16 protein-coding genes are annotated in these 19,911 nt (G+C 72.7%); 4 read left to right on the plus strand and 12 right to left on the minus strand.

Going from position 1 to position 19,911, the window contains the following annotated elements; all coding sequences use genetic code 11:
- Positions 1–51: 51 nt before the first annotated feature.
- Positions 52–1,443 (plus strand): uracil-xanthine permease family protein, encoded by a 1,392-nt coding sequence (locus ACFYOV_RS21285; protein WP_389089754.1) that lies wholly within the window; start codon positions 52–54, stop codon positions 1,441–1,443.
- Here ACFYOV_RS21285 and ACFYOV_RS21290 read toward each other — a convergent pair.
- Positions 1,425–2,549 carry a glycoside hydrolase family 6 protein gene (locus tag ACFYOV_RS21290; protein WP_389090015.1) on the minus strand — a complete coding sequence of 375 codons (1,125 nt, stop codon included), beginning with the start codon at positions 2,547–2,549 and terminating at the stop codon, positions 1,425–1,427. The two genes, ACFYOV_RS21285 and ACFYOV_RS21290, sit on opposite strands and share 19 nt — an antisense overlap.
- Before the next feature lie 173 nt (positions 2,550–2,722).
- Between ACFYOV_RS21290 and ACFYOV_RS21295 the strand changes: the two genes are divergently transcribed.
- Positions 2,723–3,409: a DUF5995 family protein gene (locus ACFYOV_RS21295; protein ID WP_389089755.1), complete on the plus strand. Its 687-nt coding sequence runs from the start codon at positions 2,723–2,725 to the stop codon at positions 3,407–3,409.
- Positions 3,410–3,698: 289 nt separating this feature from the next.
- Here ACFYOV_RS21295 and ACFYOV_RS21300 read toward each other — a convergent pair whose 3' ends face one another.
- From ACFYOV_RS21300 to rpe, 9 genes are all read right to left on the minus strand, one after another.
- Positions 3,699–5,396: a flavin monoamine oxidase family protein gene (locus ACFYOV_RS21300; protein WP_389089756.1), complete on the minus strand. Its 1,698-nt coding sequence runs from the start codon at positions 5,394–5,396 to the stop codon at positions 3,699–3,701.
- A 49-nt stretch (positions 5,397–5,445) separates the two neighbouring features.
- Positions 5,446–6,234, minus strand: coding sequence for a carbon-nitrogen hydrolase family protein (locus ACFYOV_RS21305; protein WP_389089757.1), 789 nt, complete (start codon positions 6,232–6,234; stop codon positions 5,446–5,448).
- Positions 6,235–6,537: 303 nt separating this feature from the next.
- On the minus strand, positions 6,538–7,752 hold the full coding sequence (locus tag ACFYOV_RS21310; RefSeq protein WP_389089758.1) for an MFS transporter: 1,215 nt from the start codon (positions 7,750–7,752) through the stop codon (positions 6,538–6,540).
- A 176-nt stretch (positions 7,753–7,928) separates the two neighbouring features.
- Complete coding sequence (locus tag ACFYOV_RS21315; RefSeq protein WP_095748338.1) at positions 7,929–8,381, minus strand: Lrp/AsnC family transcriptional regulator; 453 nt, start codon at positions 8,379–8,381, stop codon at positions 7,929–7,931.
- A 10-nt stretch (positions 8,382–8,391) separates the two neighbouring features.
- Complete coding sequence (locus tag ACFYOV_RS21320; protein ID WP_389089760.1) at positions 8,392–9,870, minus strand: amino acid permease; 1,479 nt, start codon at positions 9,868–9,870, stop codon at positions 8,392–8,394.
- A gap of 534 nt (positions 9,871–10,404) precedes the next feature.
- Positions 10,405–11,847: a GuaB1 family IMP dehydrogenase-related protein gene (locus ACFYOV_RS21325; protein WP_389089761.1), complete on the minus strand. Its 1,443-nt coding sequence runs from the start codon at positions 11,845–11,847 to the stop codon at positions 10,405–10,407.
- A 108-nt stretch (positions 11,848–11,955) separates the two neighbouring features.
- Positions 11,956–12,327, minus strand: a complete 372-nt coding sequence (locus tag ACFYOV_RS21330) for a barstar family protein (RefSeq protein WP_389089763.1) — start codon at positions 12,325–12,327, stop codon at positions 11,956–11,958.
- 284 nt (positions 12,328–12,611) lie between these two features.
- Positions 12,612–13,655, minus strand: a complete 1,044-nt coding sequence (locus tag ACFYOV_RS21335) for a sugar-binding transcriptional regulator (RefSeq protein WP_389089765.1) — start codon at positions 13,653–13,655, stop codon at positions 12,612–12,614.
- Between the two features lie 78 nt (positions 13,656–13,733).
- Positions 13,734–14,420: a ribulose-phosphate 3-epimerase gene (rpe, locus tag ACFYOV_RS21340; RefSeq protein ID WP_389089766.1), complete on the minus strand. Its 687-nt coding sequence runs from the start codon at positions 14,418–14,420 to the stop codon at positions 13,734–13,736.
- A 134-nt stretch (positions 14,421–14,554) separates the two neighbouring features.
- Between rpe and ACFYOV_RS21345 the strand changes: the two genes are divergently transcribed.
- A complete protein-coding gene (locus tag ACFYOV_RS21345) occupies positions 14,555–16,699 on the plus strand; it encodes an MMPL family transporter (RefSeq protein WP_389089768.1) in 2,145 nt (714 codons plus the stop codon).
- Here ACFYOV_RS21345 and ACFYOV_RS21350 read toward each other — a convergent pair.
- Positions 16,680–18,089, minus strand: a complete 1,410-nt coding sequence (locus tag ACFYOV_RS21350; protein ID WP_389089769.1) for an RsmB/NOP family class I SAM-dependent RNA methyltransferase — start codon at positions 18,087–18,089, stop codon at positions 16,680–16,682. The two genes, ACFYOV_RS21345 and ACFYOV_RS21350, sit on opposite strands and share 20 nt — an antisense overlap.
- Before the next feature lie 78 nt (positions 18,090–18,167).
- The gene (fmt, locus tag ACFYOV_RS21355; RefSeq protein ID WP_389089771.1) at positions 18,168–19,100 is read right to left on the minus strand and encodes a methionyl-tRNA formyltransferase; all 933 of its coding nucleotides are present in this window, start codon (positions 19,098–19,100) and stop codon (positions 18,168–18,170) included.
- 222 nt (positions 19,101–19,322) lie between these two features.
- Here fmt and ACFYOV_RS21360 point away from each other — a divergent pair, with 222 nt between their 5' ends.
- Entirely contained in the window at positions 19,323–19,871 is a 549-nt protein-coding gene (locus ACFYOV_RS21360) for a hypothetical protein (RefSeq protein ID WP_389089772.1), read from the plus strand.
- The last annotated feature ends 40 nt before the right edge of the window (positions 19,872–19,911 follow it).

The following is a 19,911-nucleotide window of genomic DNA, read 5'->3' on the forward strand; positions in this document are numbered from 1 at the left end:
GACCCCGACAATGGACCGGACATGCTGCACGTACGACGAAAGCGACCCCCCATGAACCTCGGCGTCCGCTGGACACTCCACGGCGACGGACGCACTCCGGCGCCCGGCGCGGTGGTCCGCCCCGACGAACGGCTGTCCTGGCCCCGCACGGCGGGGCTCGGCGCGCAGCACGTCGTCGCCATGTTCGGCGCGTCGTTCGTCGCCCCGGTGCTCATGGGCCTGGACCCCAACCTCGCGATCATGATGTCGGGCGTCGCGACGATCGTGTTCCTGCTCGCCACCCGCGGTCGGGTGCCCAGCTACCTGGGCTGCTCACTGTCCTTCGTGGGCGTCGCCGCGGTCGTCCGCGCCCAGGGCGGCAGCAGCGCCACGGTCACCGGCGCCGTCCTCGTCGTCGGGGTCGCCCTGTTCCTCGTCGGCCTCGCCGTGCAGCGGTTCGGGGCACGGATCATCCACGCCGCGATGCCGCCGGTGGTCACCGGCGCGGTGGTGATGCTGATCGGTTTCAACCTGGCCCCGGTGACGGCCTCCACGTACTGGCCGCAGGACCAGTGGACCGCCCTGTCGGTGATGCTGTTCACCGGTCTGGCGGTGGTCTGCCTGCGCGGCTTCTGGTCGCGGATCGCGATCTTCCTGGGGCTGGTCTTCGGCTACGCCCTGTCCTGGGGCCTCGACCGGATCTTCGGCCGGATCCACTCGGCGGACGCGAGCGGCAAGGTCACCGACCACTGGCGACTGGACCTGTCGGGCGTGGGCCGGGCGGACTGGATCGGCCTGCCCGACCTGCACGGGCCGTCCTTCGAGTGGTCGGCGATCCTGGTCGCCCTGCCGGTCGTCATCGCCCTGGTCGCCGAGAACGCCGGACACGTCAAGGCCGTCGGCGAGATGACCGGCGACGACCTCGACGACAAGCTCGGCACGGCGATCTCCGCGGACGGTGTCGGCTCGGTGCTGTCCACCGCGGTCGGCGGCCCGCCCACCACCACCTACTCCGAGAACATCGGCGTGATGGCCGCGACCCGCGTCTACTCGACCGCCGCCTACTGGGCCGCCGCCGCGTTCGCCCTGCTGTTCGGGCTGTGCCCCAAGTTCGGCGCCGTGGTCGCCGCCGTCCCGGGCGGCGTCCTGGGCGGCATCACCGTCATCCTGTACGGCATGATCGGCCTGCTCGGCGCCCAGATCTGGATCAACGCCAAGGTGGACCTGCGCAACCCGCTCAACCTGGTGCCGGCCGCCGCGGGCATCGTCATCGGCGTCGGCAACGTCACCATGGAGATCACCGACACCTTCTCGCTCAGCGGTATCGCGCTGGGCACGATCGTCGTCATCACCGGCTACCACACGCTGCGCGCCTTCGCCCCCGCCCACCTCAAGACGCGGGAACCGCTGCTCGACGAGGGCACCAGCTCCTACGACAGCGACGCTCAGCGCGCCAGCTCGTAGGCGTAGGACGCGGTGAAGGTGCCCGGCGCGCCCTTGCAGCCGTCGGACTCGCCGGGCAGCTTCACCCAGAGGTAGCCGTCGATGCCGGCCTCGCCCGTGCTGAGCGTCGGGGTCCGGCCGAGCCTGCGGCCCGCCGGGTCGCACCACTGGCCGTCGGGCGGCGCTCCGGCGCCGTTGCGGCTGGTGTCGATCACCGCGCCGAGACCCGAGCCGCCGAGGGCGTCGAGGACCTGGCGGTCGTAGGCGACCTCGTCGGCCGTGCTGTGGAAATTGGACACGTTGCTGAAGATGCCGTCGGAGGAGTCGGCCGAGGCGGCCCCGGCCTGACGCAGCCAGCCGGCCTGCTTCGCCGGCGCGTTCCACCCGGAGTGCCCGGCGTCGTAGTAGACCCGTGCCCGGGGGTTGGCGTCCTTGATGACGCTTCCGGCACGGGCCAGCGAGGCGAAGCGGTCGGCACGCCGACCGGCGGACAGGCACTCGGCCTGGGCGACCGAGTCCGGCTCCAGGATGACGACGACCTCGCCGCTGCCCAGCCCTGCGGCGAACCGGTCGATCCAGGCGTCGTAGGCGTTCAGATCGGGCGCGCCGCCCTGGGAGTGGCCACCGCAGTCGCGGTCCGGTATCGCGTACGGCACGAGCACGGGCACCCGGCCCTGGGCGGCACCCCCGGCCGCCACTGCCCGCACCCGTGAGGTGATGGTGTCGGGGGCGTACTCGGCGAACCACACGGCGGCCGGCTGCGCGGCGATCCGGGACTCTATGACCGGGCGGCGCGGATCACCGGGGTTGGCCCGCACCCAGTCCAGGACCCGGGACTCGGGATGGCGGTACAGGCTCGCGGAGACGACCGCACTGCGCGGCCGGCTCTGCGTCTTCCGTCTGGTCGCCGACGGCTCGGGGGTCGCTTTCTTCTTCGTGGCGGTGGGCTTAGGCGAGAGCGACGCGGTCGCCGAGGGGGTCGGGGAGGGCACGGCGGGCAGCGGCATCAGACTTGGTGACGAGGAAACCTCGGGGCGGGCCTCGTCCGAGCCGCGGCCGTCGCCGACCGCCGAGATCATCCCGGCCGCGGTGCCGACGGCGACCACCACGGAGGCCGCCGCGACCATCGTTCCGCGCCGGGCGGCGCGGCGGCGCTCGGTCCTTCGCGCGGCCAGACGCCGGGCACGCGAGTCAGACACAGTACTGCTCCCCCTCCCCCGCGACGGGCGCGTTCCCCCGATCCGGGGAAGCGTCGGGCCCGCCGCCACGGGCACCAGCCTAAAGGTGCGACTCTGCGGTCATGGCGCAATGCGAGCAAGTCCTCACGCCCGTGGACGCGGTGGTCGCCCGCATGCGGGCCCTGGACGGCGCCCTTCCGGCGCAGGACGGGGTGGCCGTGTTCAACCGCGTCTACCTCGCCGTCACCGAGGCCGTCGACCGGCGCATCGACATGGGGGGCTTCACCGACGCGCGGGCCGCGATCGCGCTGGACGTGCGGTTCGCGGAGCGCTACCTGGCCGCCGTCGACGCCGAGTTCGGGGAGCGGCGCCCGCCGGCCTGCTGGCGCCCGCTGTTCCAGTTCCGCCGTCACCCCGGGGTACGCCCGTTGCAGTTCGCGCTGGCGGGTATCAATGCGCACATCGGCCACGACCTCGCGCTGGCCGTGGTGGACGCCTGCCGTACGCTCGGCTGCGAACCCGTCGACGTGGAGGACGAGTTCGACCGGGTCGGCGACCTCCTCGTGGAGCTGGAGGAGCGCATCCGAGAGGACCTGATGCCGGGCCCGGACCTGCTCCAGATCGCCGACCCCCTGACCCATCTGCTCGGCGCGTGGAGCCTGGAGCGCGCACGGGACGCCAGCTGGACGGCGGCCCGTGCCCTGTGGGCGCTGCGCCGACTGCCCGACGTCGCAGCGCAGTTCACCGAGCGCCTGGACACGGCGGTGGGGTTCGCGGGGCGGATGCTGCTCACTCCGCTGCCGCGCTGATCGGGCCGGTCCTCCTGCCCGGCGGCCGACGACTCCGCGAACTCTGCACCGGCGTCGTAGGCTGACGGGCCCGACGCCCCACGAAGCACGGCGGCACGACGGCACGGCCGGGGTGCTGCGCGGCCTCCCTTCCAGGGGAGCGGGGACCGGCTCGTCGAGGATCTCGCCGTGTACGCCGGGACCGGCCTCGACGAGATCCTCGTGGACCTCCAGAACTCGATGCGCGTCGCGCGGGAGCTCGGGGACGTCACCGCCGTGCACAGGGAGCCGGCGGCCGGGACGCGAGCGCTCAGTCCTCGGGCAGCTCCACCGGCGCGATCTCGTCGTAGACGTCACCCGGGCCCGGGTTGCTCGGGTCGGTCTCGCCGCCGAGGTGGTGCATGACGCCCCAGACCGCGTTCAGCGCGGTCTGGACGGCGCCCTCGGCCCACCCGGCCGTCCAGGAGATGTCGTCGCCCGCGAGGAAGATGCCGCGCTTGTCCTCGGGCAGCCGGTCCTGCATGAAGTGCGTGAACAGGCGCCGCTGGTAGCGGTAGTGGCCCGGCAGGTTGGCCTTGAACGCGCCCATGAAGTACGGCTCGTTCTCCCAGGAGACGGTCACCGGGTTGCCGATGATGTGCTTCCTGATGTCGACCTTGGGGTAGATCTCGCCGAGCGACTTCAGCATGACCTCCATCCGCTCCTGCGCGGACAGCGGCAGCCACTTCAGGCTGTCGTCGCACCAGGTGTACGACAGACAGATCACGGCGGGCTCGTCCGGCCCGTTGTCCAGGAGGTAGGTGCCGCGCGTCATGCGGTCGGTGAGCGTCATCGACATGACGTCCCGCCCGGTCTCCTCGTCCTTGTCCAGCCAGAACGGCCGGTCGACCGGCACGAAGAGCTTCGAGCTCTCCATGTAGTGGGTGCGCTCGATGGCGGTCCAGTGGTCGATCGGGAACAGCGAGTCGTCGCAGTCGATCTTGGACAGCAGCATCCAGGACTGCGCGGTGAAGATCGCCGACCGGTAGGTGCGGATGTCGCCGTTCGCGTCCGTCACCGTGATCCGGTTGCCCGCGGTGCGGTGCAGCCGGGTGACGGCCGGGCGCGGTTCGCCGTCCAGGTGCAGGGACTTCAGCGAGGTGCCGTAGGGCCAGTGGACGATCTTCTCCGGCTCCCGCTCCCACAGGCGCAGCGGGAGCTGCTGGGAGCCGCCGACGATGCCGCGGTGGTGGTCGTCGGCCTCGGTGTAGACGACCCGCAGGATCTCCAGGATGGAGTTGGGGAAGTCGGTGTCCCAGCCACCGGTGCCGAAGCCTACCTGGCCGAAGATCTCGCGGTGGCGGAAGGACTTGAACGCCTCGGAGTCGCACAGGAAGCCGTAGAAGGTCTGGTTGTCGAGCTTCTCGACCAGCTTCGACCAGATCTCGCGGATGCGCTTGGCGTCCCGGTTGCGCAGGGCGCGGTTCATGTCGGAGAAGTCGGCGCCTTCCTCCAGGCACTTGCCCCAGGCGTCGGCCACGTCCCGGTAGACCTGCGGGAGGTCGTCGAGCGTCTCCGCGTAGTGCGACTCGCCCTTGAGGTCGACGACGGTCGACGGCGTCGTCTCGGCGAGGGGGTTGGGGAAGGGACGGGTCTCGAGGCCCACCAGATCGATGTAGTGCTGGAGCGCGGTGGAGGACGGCGGGAAGCGCATCGCGCCCATCTCCGCGGTCAGACCCGGGTCGCACCCCTCGAAGCCGACGGTCCGCAGCCGGCCGCCGATCTGGTCGGCCTCGTAGACGACGGGCTTGAGGCCCATCTTCATCAGCTCGTAGGCGGCGACGATGCCGGACAGACCGCCGCCGATGACCGCGACCTCGGTGCCGTGCTCGGTCGCGGGTATCTGGCCGAGGCCCGCCGGGTGGGCGAGGAAGTCGTCGTACGCGTACGGGAAGTCCGGGCCGAACATGGTGATCGGCGGCTGCTGCGCGTCGGTGTGCTCGACGGCGTTGGGCACCGTGGACGTCATGGGGTACGGACTCCTTGCGGGAAAGCTGACGGGGAAGGGCTGGAGGGGCTCAGACGAGGGACCCGTAGAGGGCGGGACGCCGGTCGTCCAGGTACGGGTTGTTCGCGCGGGACGCGGCGAGGAACACGGGGTCGGCGTCGGCGAGGACGAGTTCCTCCGCACGTCCGGCCCGGGCGCGGGCGATCCCGTCGGGACCGGCGAGCGTGGACAGCCCGACGAACTCGAACTCGCCCTCGGGACCGACCCGGTTGACGTACGCGACGTACATCTGGTTCTCGAAGGCCCGCACCGGCACCACGGATTCGGCGACGAACTGGAACGGGTGCATCTGGGCGGTGGGCACGAGCAGGAGGTCGGTGCCGGCCAGGGCGTGGGCGCGCACGTTCTCCGGGAACTCGACGTCGTAGCAGATCATCAGGCCGACGGTGAGGCCGTTCACTTCCGCCTGCACGACCTGCCGGTCCCCGGGGGTGAAGTGGTCGCGCTCGAAGCAGCCGAAGAGATGCGTCTTGCGGTAGTTCGCCAGGCGCGTGCCGTCGGCGGAGACGAGCTGGAGGGAGTTGTACACCGTGTCGCCCGCGCGCTCGGGGTAGCCGTAGGCGATGGCGAGGCCGTGCCGGGCGGCCGTCTCGGCGACCGCGTCGGCCGCGTCGCCGTCGGCGGGCTCGGCGAGCCGGGCGATGTCGTCGCCGATCGCGTAGCCCGTGAGGAACATCTCCGACGTGACGAACAGTCCGGCGCCCGCGGCGGCGGCACGGCCTGCGGCCTCGTCGAGCACCTTGAGGTTCTCGACGACGGTTCCGGGCCGTCCGGAGCTCTGGAGCAGGGCGGTGCGCATGCGTGGTCCTCACCGGTACGCGGGGTTCAGGGGGTCGCTTAGACGGTACGGTCGGCCGGCTCGGCCGGACAAGGAGGAGCCGTTGCGCGCCGGTGAGCGGATCGTTGCGTCCGCAGCGGGGTCGGCGGCGATTCGTTGCGCACCCGGGAGACGGCCGCCCTGCGAACGGAGCCGCAGGTCAGCGTCCCTCTCCCCCACCACGCGGCGCAGCCGTGGTCCCGCCCGCGGCGCGGGGTCGGCGGGCGGCGCGCACGGACGGTGGTGGCCGTCCGTTCCGAGCGGGTGGAGCCGGGCTCCGCGAGATCACGGCCGCGCCTTGGCGGCCCGGCCCGCAGCCCGGCTGCGGCCCGCCGTGATCAGGAGCAGGGCCGTCAGCAGGTAGGGCACCGAGAAGACGGCGAAGGCGGTGGCGTGACCGGCGCGGGTGGCGACGACCGCGTAGCCGCCGAACACCGCGAGCGTGGCCAGTTCGGTGCCCAGGCCGGCGACGGAGGTGAGGGTGGCCCGCCCGGTGGCCTCGATGCGCCGCTGGAGCCGGGTGTCGGCCAGCACGGTCGCCGCTTGGAAGCCGCCGAACCCGAGGGCGACCAGGCCCAGTCCGGTGGGAGTGCCCGCGACCGCACCGGCGGCCAGGGCGAGGCCGGAGCCCGTGAGCAGCGCCGCGAGCCCGGTGGTGCCCAGGCGTTCGCCGGCCCCGGCCAGCAGGCTCCCGGCGGTGGCGCCGGCCCAGATCAGCAGCAGGAGATGGGGGACCGTGGTGTCCGCGACACCGGTCTCCCGCACCAGCAGCGGGGTGTACTCGTCCAGGGCGCCCCACACCGCGCCGACGGCGGCGACCAGCAGCAGCGCGCCGCGCACGGAACGGTCGGCGCGCGCCTCGGCGAGCCCGGCGCGCAGGGTCGCGGTCCAGCCGTCGTGCCCGCCCGCCGGGCGGCGGTGCTCGGGGAAGCGGGTGGCCGTGGCCGCCGTCAGCAGGCACACCAGCACACTGGCGGCGCCGACGGCGGTGTGACCGCCCCACGAGAGCACGGGTCCGGCCAGTCCCATCGCCGCCATCACGGCGACCAGTCCGGCCGCACGAGCCCGGCCCATGACGTGGGCGTAACGGCCGGCCGCGTCGAGGCGCTCCAGTTCGTCGTACACCAGGGCCTCCAGCGCGCCGGAGCCGAGCGCTCCGCCGGCCCCCCACAGCACGAAGCCGAGCGCGAAGGCGCCGTAGGACGGCAGCAGGACCCACAGGGCGAAGCCGGTGGCGGTGAGCAGCGGGCCGAGCCACAGCAGCAGCCGGCGGGAGACCGCGTCGGCCCAGGCGCCGGAGGGGACCTCCAGCAGTACGCCGGTGAGCGACCAGAGGGCGAACAGGGAGGAGATCTGCCAGACGGTGAGCCCGGTGTCGCGGAACAGCAGCGCGTACACCGGGTAGAGCAGCACGAAGTCTTCGAGGAACGCGTAGCCGTACAGCGTGGTCGTCAGCCGTCGCACGCGGACGTCGGGCACACGCGTGGGCGTGGAAGTCATGAGGCCATCCCGTAGGGGCGGTTCGGACACCGGACGTGGGGCACGTACGGCGTCCGCGGCGGCCCTCGGGAGGCACGGCGGGTGGATCAATGTCGCCAGGTCATGGCACCGATGGTAGACGGGCCGGAGCGGATCCGGCCCGTCGTTTTCCTCAGCGGAGAGGGAGGGGACGCGGCCTAGGTGGGCGACCCCGACGAGAACCGCCGCAGCAGCGGGGACAGCACCAGGACGGACTTGGTCCGCTCGACGAACGGCTCGCCCGCGATGCGTTCGAGGACCCGCTCGAAATGGCGCATGTCGGAGGCGAAGACCTGGGCGATCGCGTCCGCGTCACCGGTGACGGTGGACGCGGCCACGACCTCCTGGTAGCGCTCGAGCCCCCGCTGGATGGTCTCCGGGGAGGTGTTGCTGCGGCAGTAGATCTCGACGAACCCCTCGGTCTCCCAGCCGAGGGCTGCCGGGTCCACCCGTACGGTGAAGCCGGTGATGGCCCCGGTGGCCCGCAGCCGGTCCACGCGCCGTTTCACGGCGGGCGCGGACAGGCCGACGAGCTGGCCGATGTCCGCGTAGGAGCGGCGGGCGTCCTCGGCAAGGGCGTGCACGATGCGTTCGTCGAGATCGTTCAGCACTGCGGGTGGTTCACTTCGCTTCCGATGTGTCCGGTGCGGCCAGCCGGGAGCGGCGGTAGCCGTACAGGAAGTAGAACACGAGCCCGACGGCCATCCAGACACCGAAGACCACCCAGGTGATGGTGGGCAGGCTGCCCATCATCCACACGCAGAAGGCGAGGCCGAGCGCGGGCAGGAGCGGCGACAGCGGCACCCGGAACGTGCGCGGCATCTCCGGACGCTTCCGGCGCAGCACCACGACGGCCACGTTGACCAGGGCGAAGGCGAAGAGCGTGCCGATGCTGGTGGCGTCGGCGAGCTGGCCGAGCGGAACCGCCGCGGCCAGGACGCCGCAGAACAGGGACACGATCAGGGTGTTGGCGCGCGGCGTGCCGGTCCGGGGGTCGACCTTGGCGAACACCTTGGGCACCAGTCCGTCGCGGGACATGGCGAAGAGGATGCGGGTCTGGCCGTAGAGCACGACCAGCACGACGCTGGCGATGGCGATGACGGCGCAGAAGGCGAGCAGGGTTCCCCAGAAGGTCTGGCCGGTGACCTCGCTCATGATCTGGGCGAGCGCGGCCTCGGAGTCGGTGAAGTCCCGCCACGGCTTGGCGCCGACGGCGACGGCGGCCACGAGCACGTACAGGGCCGTCACGATCACCAGCGACAGCATGATGGCGCGGGGCAGGTCGCGCTGGGCGTTCCGGGCCTCCTCACCGGCGGTGGAGGCGGCGTCGAAGCCGATGTACGAGAAGAACAGGGTCGCCCCGGCGGCGCTGACGCCGGCCATGCCGAGCGGCATGAAGTTCTCGTAGTTGCCGGAGCGGAAGCCCTGGAGGCCGATGGCGCAGAACAGCACCAGCGCGCCGATCTTCACGATCACCATGACGGTGTTGGCGCGGGCGGACTCGCGGGCGCCGCCCATCAGGAAGGCCATCGCGAGCAGGACGACGATCAGCGCCGGCAGGTTGAAGACACCGCCGTCCCCGGGCGGGGCGGACAGCGCGGCGGGGATCGTGACGCCGATGGTGCCGTCGAGCAGTTCGTTGAGGTACTCGCCCCAGCCGACGGCGACGGCGGCGACCGAGACGCCGTACTCCAGCAGCAGGCACCAGCCGCAGACCCAGGCGATCAGCTCGCCCATCGTTGCGTACGCATACGAGTACGAGGAGCCGGAGACGGGGATGGTGCCCGCCAGCTCGGCGTAGGACAGGGCCGAGAACAGAGCGGTCAGACCGGCGATGACGAAGGCCAGGGTGACGGCCGGTCCGGCCTTGGGGACGGCCTCGCCGAGGACGACGAAGATGCCGGTGCCGAGGGTGGCACCGATGCTGATCATGGTGAGCTGCCACAGCCCGAGGGAGCGGCGCAGGGTGCCACCCTCGCCCTGGCCACCTTCCGCGACCAGGCGTTCCACGGGCTTGCGGCGCATCAGGCGGGCACCGACGCCCGGGGCGGGGTGAGCGGTGGGACTGCTGTTGCGCGGGGGTGCGCCTTGGTCGAGCACGCGCTGACTCCTTCGTCACTGCCGGTCTTCCGCGGCAGGGACCGACGAAGTCCCGCGACAGCCGGGACCCGTCGAGCGGGGTCCCCGCCACACCACGTACAGCGGGTAACCCTACGAGGGGTGCGTTGCCCCCGTAATGCAGCAACCTTGCGCACCTCCGCAAGATCTTTGCGTTCCTCGCGGCGGGGCGGGTGTTCGTTGCGCCGGGGCTTTGGTCCGTTGCGTCCGGTCCCGTGGACCGGGTCCCGGACTGCCCGGCGCAGGGCGGTGGTCGACCTTGTCGCTCGACCGGGAGGGGGCACGGATCGGCGCACCCGTGACACGCTCCGGCGGCGTCCCGCCCGGTGGTCCTCCCGCCGGGCGACGAGGCGGGGGAGGTGGCTCCCGGGGAGTCGGTCTACCGGTCCGTGCGGTCCGCGTCGGCTGTCCGGCAGCCGGTGATGCCCGCGGCGCCGGCGGTGCGCACCGGTGTGCGGACGGCCCCCGTTCTCCCGGCGGGCGGGATCACGGCGGCCGTGCGCCCGGGGTCCTTCGTCAGTTCCAGCTGGCGTGCAGCGGCTTGCCCTCGGCGTAGCCGGCGGCGCTCTGGATGCCGACGACGGCCTTCTCGGCGAACTCCTCCAGGGAGGCGGCCCCGGCGTAGGTGCACGAGGAGCGGACGCCCGCGATGATCGAGTCGATCAGGTCTTCGACACCGGGGCGGGCCGGGTCCAGGAACATGCGGGAGGTGGAGATGCCCTCCTCGAACAGCCCCTTGCGGGCCCGGTCGTAGGCGGACTCCTCCGAGGTGCGGTTGCGCACGGCCCGCGAGGAGGCCATGCCGAACGACTCCTTGTAGGGGCGTCCGTCGGCGTCGTGCTGGAGGTCGCCCGGCGACTCGTAGGTCCCGGCGAACCAGGAGCCGACCATCACGTTGGACGCGCCGGCCGCCAGCGCCATCGCCACGTCGCGCGGGTGGCGGACACCGCCGTCGGCCCACACGTGCTTGCCGTACTTCCTCGCCTCGGCCGCGCACTCCAGGACCGCGGAGAACTGCGGCCGGCCGACGCCGGTCATCATGCGGGTGGTGCACATGGCGCCGGGGCCGACGCCGACCTTCACGATGTCCGCGCCGGCCTCGATCAGATCGCGCACACCCGCCGCGGCGACGACGTTGCCCGCGACGATCGGCACCTGCGGGTCGAGGTCGCGGACCAGCTTCAGCGCGCTGATCATCGACTCCTGGTGGCCGTGCGCCGTGTCGATGACGAGCGTGTCGACGCCCGCGTCGAGCAGTTGCCTGGCCTTGCCCGCGACGTCACCGTTGATACCGACGGCAGCGGCGATGCGCAGCCCGCCCCGGGCGTCGGTGGCCGGCGTGTACAGGGTGGCGCGCAGGGCGCCCTTGCGGGTGAGGATGCCGGCGAGGCGGCCGTCGCGGTCCACGGCGGGCGCGTAGCGGCGGTTGGCGCCGTCGAGGGTGTTGAAGGCCTCGCGCGGGTCCATGGCCGCGTCGATGAGCAGCAGGTCGCGGGACATGACCTCGGCGAGCTGCGTGAACCGGTCCACGCCGGACAGGTCGGTGTCGGTGACCACGCCGACCGGCCGGTGGCCGTCGTCCACGACGACGCCCGCGTTGTGGGCACGCTTGGGCAGCAGGGCGAGCGCGTCGGCGACGGTCTGGTGCGGGGCCAGCACGATGGGGGTGTCGAGCACCAGGTGGCGGCTCTTGACCCAGGCGACGACCTCGGTGACGACCTCGATCGGGATGTCCTGGGGGATGACCACGAGCCCGCCGCGGCGGGCCACGGTCTCGGCCATCCGGCGCCCGGCGATGGCGGTCATGTTGGCGACGACGAGCGGGATGGTGGTGCCCGTGCCGTCCGGGGAGCTGAGGTCCACGCCCTGCCGGGAGCCGACCGCGCTGCGGCTCGGGACCATGAAGACGTCGTCGTACGTCAGGTCGTACGCGGGCCGGATGTCATTGAGAAAACGCACGTGCTGCACATCCCAGTCGATCAGAGGCGGCCCCCGGACAGGTCAGCCAGGGGGAAAGAGCACGTACTTCATTCTCCCACGACCCGCGCCCCATCCGGCCCCGGCGGATCATCCAGGCTGGTCAGCGGCCTGTTCGGAGGAACCTCCGAAGCCGAGGGTGACGAACAGGCCGGCTCCGCGGTCCGTCGCCTCGGCGAACACCTCCTCGGCGACCTGCCACTCCTCGGGCCGCGCCCCGGCGTACGCCCGCCACCCCCGCACCACGACGAGCAGACCCCTCTCCACGGCCCCCTCGGGCCACAGGGCGGGGTCGGCCAGACAGTCCGCGAGGGCGTCCCAGTTGCGGCCGAACCACTCGGGCAGCTCCAGGGCGCGGGCGCAGCGCTCCATCAGGCCCGCCTTGTCGGTGACCCCGTCGAGGTCCAGCGTGCGCACGATCCGGCCCGCCGGGTCGGGTGTCGTCGCCGGGTCCTGTGTCATCTCGGTACCGCCCTGAAGCACTCGTCGTGGTCGTCCGTGTCGTGGGTCTCACCGCCGCTGCCGGCCGGATCCGGCGGGCCGCTCGGGTGGCCCGAGCCGGACGGGCGCCGGCGGCGGGTCGCTCGGACGCCCGTACCGTCCGCCGTGCCGTCGCCCCGAGGGGGTGCGGCGGCGCCGGGCGTCGGGCACCCCGCGAGCGGCGCGAGGGCACACCGGAGCCGGGAGGACGTACCGCGGCGCCATGCCGCCGATGCGACCACGGCCCGCCCTCCGGTGACCCGCTGTCAGGCTCCGTCCGGGTCGGCCCGGTTGAGCGCCGGCCTGGGCGTGGGTCCCGCCGTCATCAGGTAGTCCGCGGCCGAGGTGTCCGTCACCAGGCTGGTGACCAGCCCGGAGCGCAGCACCGCGTCGATCGCGGGCCCCTTGCGCTGCCCGCCGGCGATGGCGACAACCTCCGGGATGCGGCGGAGCTGGTCGGCCTTGACCGTGATGCACCGCTCCCCCAGGTCCCGCCCGATCCGGCGGCCCTCGGCGTCGAAGAGGTGGGCGGACATCTCGGCGGCGACCCCGAGCGAGGCGTAGTGCGCCCGCTCCTCGTCGCTGAGCATGTCGTGCACCGTGGAGATGCCCGGCTCCCAGGAGCCGATGGAAACACAGGCGACGGTGACCTTGTCGAAGTACTCGAAGGCCCGCGCGATCCCGGTCTGGTTGCGCAGCGCCGCCGCGGTGGCCGCGTCGGGCAGCAGCATGGGAGCGTAGATGGGGTGGGCGTCGCCGCCCGACACCTGGGCGGCGCGCCGCACGGCCTCCACGGAGCCGCGCTCGGCGGTACCGGCGTCGTACACCCCCGTCAACTGCACGACCGTGCAGGGCGGCAGCCGGTCCAGGGCCGCCGCCATGTGGATGGTGGAACGGCCCCAGGCCAGACCGAGCACGTCCCCTTCGTCGACCAGCTCGCCGAGCAGGTCGGCGGCCACCTCTCCCAGGTTCTCGGGGTCGGGCGTCTCCGCGGCCTCGGCCGGGGACTCGACCACGACGGCGTGCCTGAGGCCGTAGCGGGCGCGGAGCGCGTCGGAGCGCTCCGCGTCCAGTTCGGCCGGCACGCGGATCTCGATCCGTACGAGATCCCGTTCGAGGGCGGTCTCCAGGACCCGGGCCACCTTGAAGCGGCTGACGCCGAACTCCTCGGCGATCTGGATCTTCGATTTGCCCTCGAGGTAGAAGCGGCGGGCCATGGCCGCCGCCTGCACCAGCTCAGCGGGTCCCATCCGCATGGCTGACCGGCCCGCCGACATACCCGACACGGCGATCTCCTCACTGCTGTTCACACTCTGGATTCGCCGTTCATCCTTGCAGATCCGGCGCTCTTGATCAGCCCTGCTGGAAGTCGTTCACGTTCCCTTGGCTCAGTGGTCGCACGCCCAGGATGCCTTGCCCGTGGCGGCCTCTGCCTGGTTGCGCAATGCACGTACCGCTTCGGCCGGGTCCGACGCCCCGTACACGGCGGAACCCGCGACGAAGACGTCGGCGCCGGCGTCGGCGCACCGCTCGATGGTGGACGCCGAGACCCCGCCGTCGACCTGGAGCCAGAGCTCCAGACCGTGCTTGCTGATCAACTCGCGGGTGCGGCGAATCTTCGGAAGCATGATGTCGAGGAAGGCCTGACCCCCGAAGCCCGGTTCGACCGTCATGATCAACAGCATGTCGAGCTCGGGGAGCAGGTCCTCGTACGGCTCGACGGGTGTCGCGGGCTTGAGCGCCATGGAGGCACGGGCGCCCTTGGCCCTGATCTCCCGGGCGAGCCGTACGGGCGCGGCGGCCGCCTCGGCGTGAAAGGTGACGGAACCGGCCCCCGCCTCCACGTACTGGGGCGCCCACCGATCGGGGGCCTCGATCATCAGATGGCAGTCCAGCGGAGTGTCCGTCGCACGGGCGAGCGACTCTACGACCGGCACACCGAGCGTGAGGTTCGGGACGAAATGGTTGTCCATGACGTCGACATGGAGCCAGTCGGCTCCCTCGGCCGCCTTCGCCTCGTCCGCGAGGCGGGCGAAGTCGGCGGACAGGATGCTGGGGTTGATCTGCACGGCCATGACCCAAGCCTGCCATGCCCGGGCGGGGATGTTCGCTCCGGTCCGGACCTCAGTCTTTCATCGGATGGTCCGACACAGCCGCTCGTGGCATTCTGGGCGGCCCATCGGCCCGACGGGCTCCTGCGGGGGTGGTCATGACGGAGAACCGAGGCATCGCGCATCTGGTCTGCGGTCGCCGCACCAAGTGGCTGGTGGTGGTGCTGTGGCTGGTGGTGCTCTTCCTGACGGCACCCCTCGCCCAGAAGCTCACCGACGCCCAGGACAACGACGCGGCGTCCTGGCTGCCGGGGTCGGCGGAGTCGACGCGGGTGCTGCAGATCGCCGAGGACTTCCGGCCCGAGCAGATCCCCGCGATCGTCGTCTACGCCCGCGACGGCGGACTGACGCCGGCGGACCGGGAGCGGATCACCGAGGACGTCGCCGAGCTGAAGCTGCTGAGCGACCACGGCATCAGGGGCGCGGAGACCCGCGGCCCGCTCTACGACCGGCAGACCGATCCGCGCGCGGCGCAGGTTTTCGTACCGATCACGATGGACGAGAAGGGCTGGGAGCGCATCGCGCCCGCGGTCGACTCCATCCGGGAGGACGTCGGCGAGAGCAGCGGCGGGCTCGCCGTGCACATCACCGGCCCCGGCGGCACGTCGGCGGACTTCGCCGAGGCGTTCGAGGGCATCGACTCGACGCTGCTGTTCGCCGCGATGGCCGTTGTCATCGTGATGCTGCTGATCACGTACCGCAGTCCGACGCTGCTGCTGGTGCCGCTGTTCTCGGTGATCGTCGCGCTGTTCACCGCGCAGGCGCTGGTCTATCTGCTGGCCGAGCACGCGGGACTCACCGTCAACGGCCAGAGCGCCGGCATCCTGCTGGTCCTCGTCTTCGGCGCGGGCACCGACTACGCGCTGCTGCTGGTGGCCCGCTACCGGGAGGAACTGCGCCGGCACGAGGACCGGCACGAGGCGATGGCGCTGGCGCTGCACCGCGCGGGTCCGGCGGTCATCGCCTCCGGCGCGACCGTGGTGCTCAGCATGCTGGTGCTACTGGCCGCGGAGATGAACTCCACCAGCGGCCTCGGCCCGGTCGCCGCGATCGGTGTCGCCGTCTCCCTGCTGGCCATGGTCACGCTGTTCCCGGCGCTGCTGGTCGTCTTCGGTCGGTGGATGTTCTGGCCGGTGATCCCGCACCACGGCGCCCCCGACCCGACCGAGCGGGGCGTGTGGGCCCGCACGGGCCGCCGTATCGCCCGCCGCCCGCGGATGGTCTGGGGCGTGACCGCAGCGGTGCTGGCGGCCTGCTCGCTCGGCCTGATCCAGCTGCGCGCCGAGGGCATCGCCAACGCGGACGCGTTCACCGAGAAGCCGGACTCGATCGTCGGCCAGGAGGTGTCCGCGCGCTACTTCCCGGCGGGCAGCGGCGATCCGCTGGTGATCGTCAGCAACCAGGCACAGGCCGAGCGGGTGGGCCGCGCGGTCGCCGCCACGGAGGGGGTCGTGCCGCAGTCCCTCGGCCTGCCCCCCGGCGCGAAACCCTCCTTCGAGGGCAAGGTGCTCTTCGAGGCCACGATGACCGCGCCGGCGGACAGCGAGGCCGCGAAACAGACCGTGGAGCGGGTCCGGGACGCCGTGCACGCGGTGCCGGACGCCGACGCCCGGGTGGGCGGCGGAACGGCGGCCCTGCTGGACATGGACAGGGCGACCACGCGCGACAACGTGGTGATCATCCCGCTGGTGCTGGTCGTGGTCCTGCTGATCCTGTGCGCCCTGCTGCGCGCCCTCCTCGCCCCGCTGCTGCTGATCGCCACCGTGATCCTGTCGTTCACGGCGGCGCTGGGCCTCAGCGCGCTGGCCTTCCGGCACATCTTCGACTATGCGGGCGAGACGACGGACTTCCCGCTCTTCGTCTTCGTCTTCCTGGTGGCCCTGGGCATCGACTACAACATCTTCCTGACCACCCGCATCCGCGAGGAGGCCATGCGTCAGGGCACCCGCCCGGGCGTGATCACGGGCCTGGCCGCCACCGGCGCCGTCATCACCTCGGCCGGCCTGGTGCTGGCAGGCACCTTCGCCGCCCTCGGCACGCTTCCCATGGTGGGCTTCGCCGAGATCGGTTTCGCGGTGGCCCTGGGCGTGCTGCTGGACACCTTCGTCGTGCGGTCGGTGCTGGTCACGTCCCTGTTCCTGGACGTGGGCCCCAAGGTGTGGTGGCCGCACCGGCTGGCCCGGACCGACGGCGGGGGAGAGGTGCGGGAACCGGCGCCGAGCGTCACCCGGTCCGGCGGATGAGCGCCAGGTACATGGCGTCGGTGCCGTGCAGATGCGGCCACAGCTGTACGTCGGGGCCGTCGCCCAGGTCCGGTACGCCGGGCAGCAGCGGCCGGGCGTCGAGGAGATCGGCCTCCGGGAACTGCTTGAGCAGGTCGGCGACCACGGCACGGGTCTCCGCGAGGTGCGGCGAACAGGTGGCGTAGCCGACGACACCGCCGGTGCGCACGGACTCCAGGGCGGTGCGCAGCAGCCCCCGCTGGAGCGGCGCGAAGCCCTCCAGGTCCTCGGGACGGCGCCGCCAGCGCGCCTCGGGCCGGCGGCGCAGCGCCCCGAGGCCGGTGCACGGCACGTCGACCAGCACCCGGTCGAAGCTACCCGGCCGCCACGGCGGCCGCGTCCCGTCGGCGGCCACGACCTGGTACGGCCCCGGGTTCCCGGCCAGCGCCTTCGCCACCAGCCCGGCCCGGTGCGGCTGCTTCTCGGAGGCGAGCAGTACGGCGCCCCGCTCCGCGGCGAGCGCTCCGAGCAGCGCGGCCTTGCCGCCGGGTCCGGCGCAGCCGTCCAGCCACCTCCGGTCCGGCCCCTCGACCGGCGCGTTGGCGAGGGCGAGCGCGACGAGCTGGCTGCCCTCGTCCTGCACCCCGGCCCGGCCCTCGGCCACGGCCGTGACGGCACCCGGCTCACCGCCCTCGGTCAGCCGCACCGCGTAGGGCGACCAGCGCCCGGGCACGGCTGCCTCCTCCCGAAGCAGTTCCTCGGGGGCGGCCCGTCCCGGCCGCGCGACCAGGGTCACCTCGGGCCGCTCGTTGTCCGCCCGCAGCAGTTCCTCGATGCCGGCGCGCCCGCCGCCGAGGGAGTCCCACAGCGCGGAGACCACCCAGCGGGGGTGCGAGTGCACGACGGCCAGGTGGTCCTCGGGGTCGTCGTCGTAGGACGGCGCCACACGCTCCAGCCAGCCGTCGAGGTCGTCCTGGGCGACCTTGCGCAGCACGGCGTTGACGAACTTGGCCCGCCCGTCGCCCAGCACCACCCGCGCGAGCTCGACCGAGGCGGAGACGGCGGCGTGCGTGGGGATGCGCGTGCCGAGCAGCTGGTGGGCGCCGAGGCTCAGCACGTCGAGCACCGGCGGGTCGACCTCGCGCAGCGGCCGGTCCACACAGGCCGCGAGGATCGCGTCGTAGGTGCCCTGCCGACGCAGCGTCCCGTACACCAGCTCGGTGGCGAGCGCCGCGTCCCGTGCGTCGAAGTCACCGCCCTCGCGCGCCTTGCGCAGCAGCGGCGGCAGGACGAGGTTGGCGTACGCGTCCCGCTCGTCCACGGCCCGCAGCGCCTCGAAGGCGAGGATGCGGACGGGATCCTTCTGGGGCCGACGGTAGGGCTTGCGGGGCCGACGGGGCTGGTCGCTCACGAAAAAGGTGCTCCGGGTGTGAGATGAAGTGCGCGCCCCAGCCTACGTCGTCGGGGCGCGCACGGCCGCGGACCGGCCTCAGTGGCCGACGGACTCCCCCGCGGCGATCCGTACCCCGCGCGCCCAGTCCGCCGCGCGCATGGGCTTCTTGCCCTGGGCCTGCACCCAGAGCAGCTCCACGGCGTACGAGCCGGTCCCGACGTACACGTTGTTCTTGCCGGCCGACAGCCGGCCGGGGGCGAGGTCCGTGCGCTCGGGCACGCGGGCGACCTGGATGAGCTTGAGCCGCTCCCCCCGGAACGTGGTCCAGGCGCCCGGTGCCGGAGTGCAGCCCCGCACCACCCGGTCGACCCGCAGCGCCGGTGCGGCCCAGTCGACGTGGGCGTCCTCCACGGTCACCTTCGGGGCGAGGCTGACGCCCTCGGCCGGCTGCGGCACCGCCTTCAGGGTGCCGTCCTCGATGCCGTCCATGGTGGCGGCGAGCAGGCCCGCGCCGGCGAACGCCAGCCGGGTCAGCAGGTCGCCGCTGGTGTCGGTGGGCCGGATCTCCTCGGTGACGGTGCCGTACACGGGACCGGAGTCCAGGCCCTCCTCGATGAGGAAGGTGGAGGCCCCGGTGATCTCGTCGCCCGCCATGACGGCGTGCTGCACGGGAGCGGCGCCGCGCCAGGCGGGCAGCAGCGAGAAGTGCAGGTTGACCCAGCCCCGCGCGGGAATGTCGAGCGCCGCCCTCGGCAGCAGCGCCCCGTAGGCGACGACGGGACAGCAGTCCGGCCCGATCTGCTTCAGCCGCTCCAGGAACTCCGGGTCCCTCGGCTTGCCGGGCTTGAGCACCTCGATCCCGGCCTCCTCGGCCCGTTCGGCCACGGGAGAGGCGATCAGCCTGCGCCCCCGCCCGGCCGGGGCGTCGGGCCGCGTGACGACGGCGGCCACCTCGTGCCGCCCGGAGGCGAGAAGAGCGTCCAGTGCGGGAACGGCGACCTCGGGGGTACCGGCGAAGACGAGCTTCATGGGCTGGTGGGAGCCTCTCGGGCGGGAACGTGCGGGCAGCGCACCAGTCTATGGGCCGCCGCCGGGCCGAGGCGCGCATCGCACCCCGGGGGCGTACAAAAACACCGCCACGCCCCCATCCCGTGACCCGCGGAGCGGTCCCGCGTTGGTCAAGAGAGAGTTGACCACGCCGGGCCCTGACGCGGGCCCATTCCTTTCAACGCCGGTTCGAGAGGCTTGTTCATGGCCGACCACGCAACCCACGACGCCCAGGCTCGGGCCAGCCTGCACTTGCTGGTGCGGGACATCGAGCGGGTCCGCCGGCAGGTGGACGCACTGCGCACGCTCACCGCGCAGTTGGGCAACGTCTACCGCCCGCGCCGCTCCGGCCCCTCCACGGGCTTCGTCGTCTACGGACGGGCCCCCGCCCCGACGGTCCGTCTCGCCCAGGAACTGCGGGACAGCGTCGAGACCCTGGTCACCTCGGCCGTGGACTTCGACCGTTCACTCGGCTTCTCGTGGGACGCGGTGGGCTCCGCACTGGGCGTCACCAAGCAGGCGGTGCACCGCCGTTACGGCGCCCGGCGGGCCACGGCGGCCCAGGCCGCGGCCGCCGAGACGGAGCACGCCCCGGAGCCCTCGGGCACCCGCACGGTCGACGTGGGTACCGGTGTCCCCCCGGTGCCGACGGTCCCCGCGGCCCGCTCCATGCCGACGCAGCCCACGGCGGGCAGCCCGTCCCTGCGCGACGAGTCCCGTCCGACGACGTTCCCGAGCCCTCGCAACGGCTGAACCGGCCCGCCCCCCACCACCGCTGCCCTCCCGGGCGCAC

The organism is Streptomyces sp. NPDC005931 (assembly GCF_042871235.1).
GTDB lineage: Bacteria > Actinomycetota > Actinomycetes > Streptomycetales > Streptomycetaceae > Streptomyces.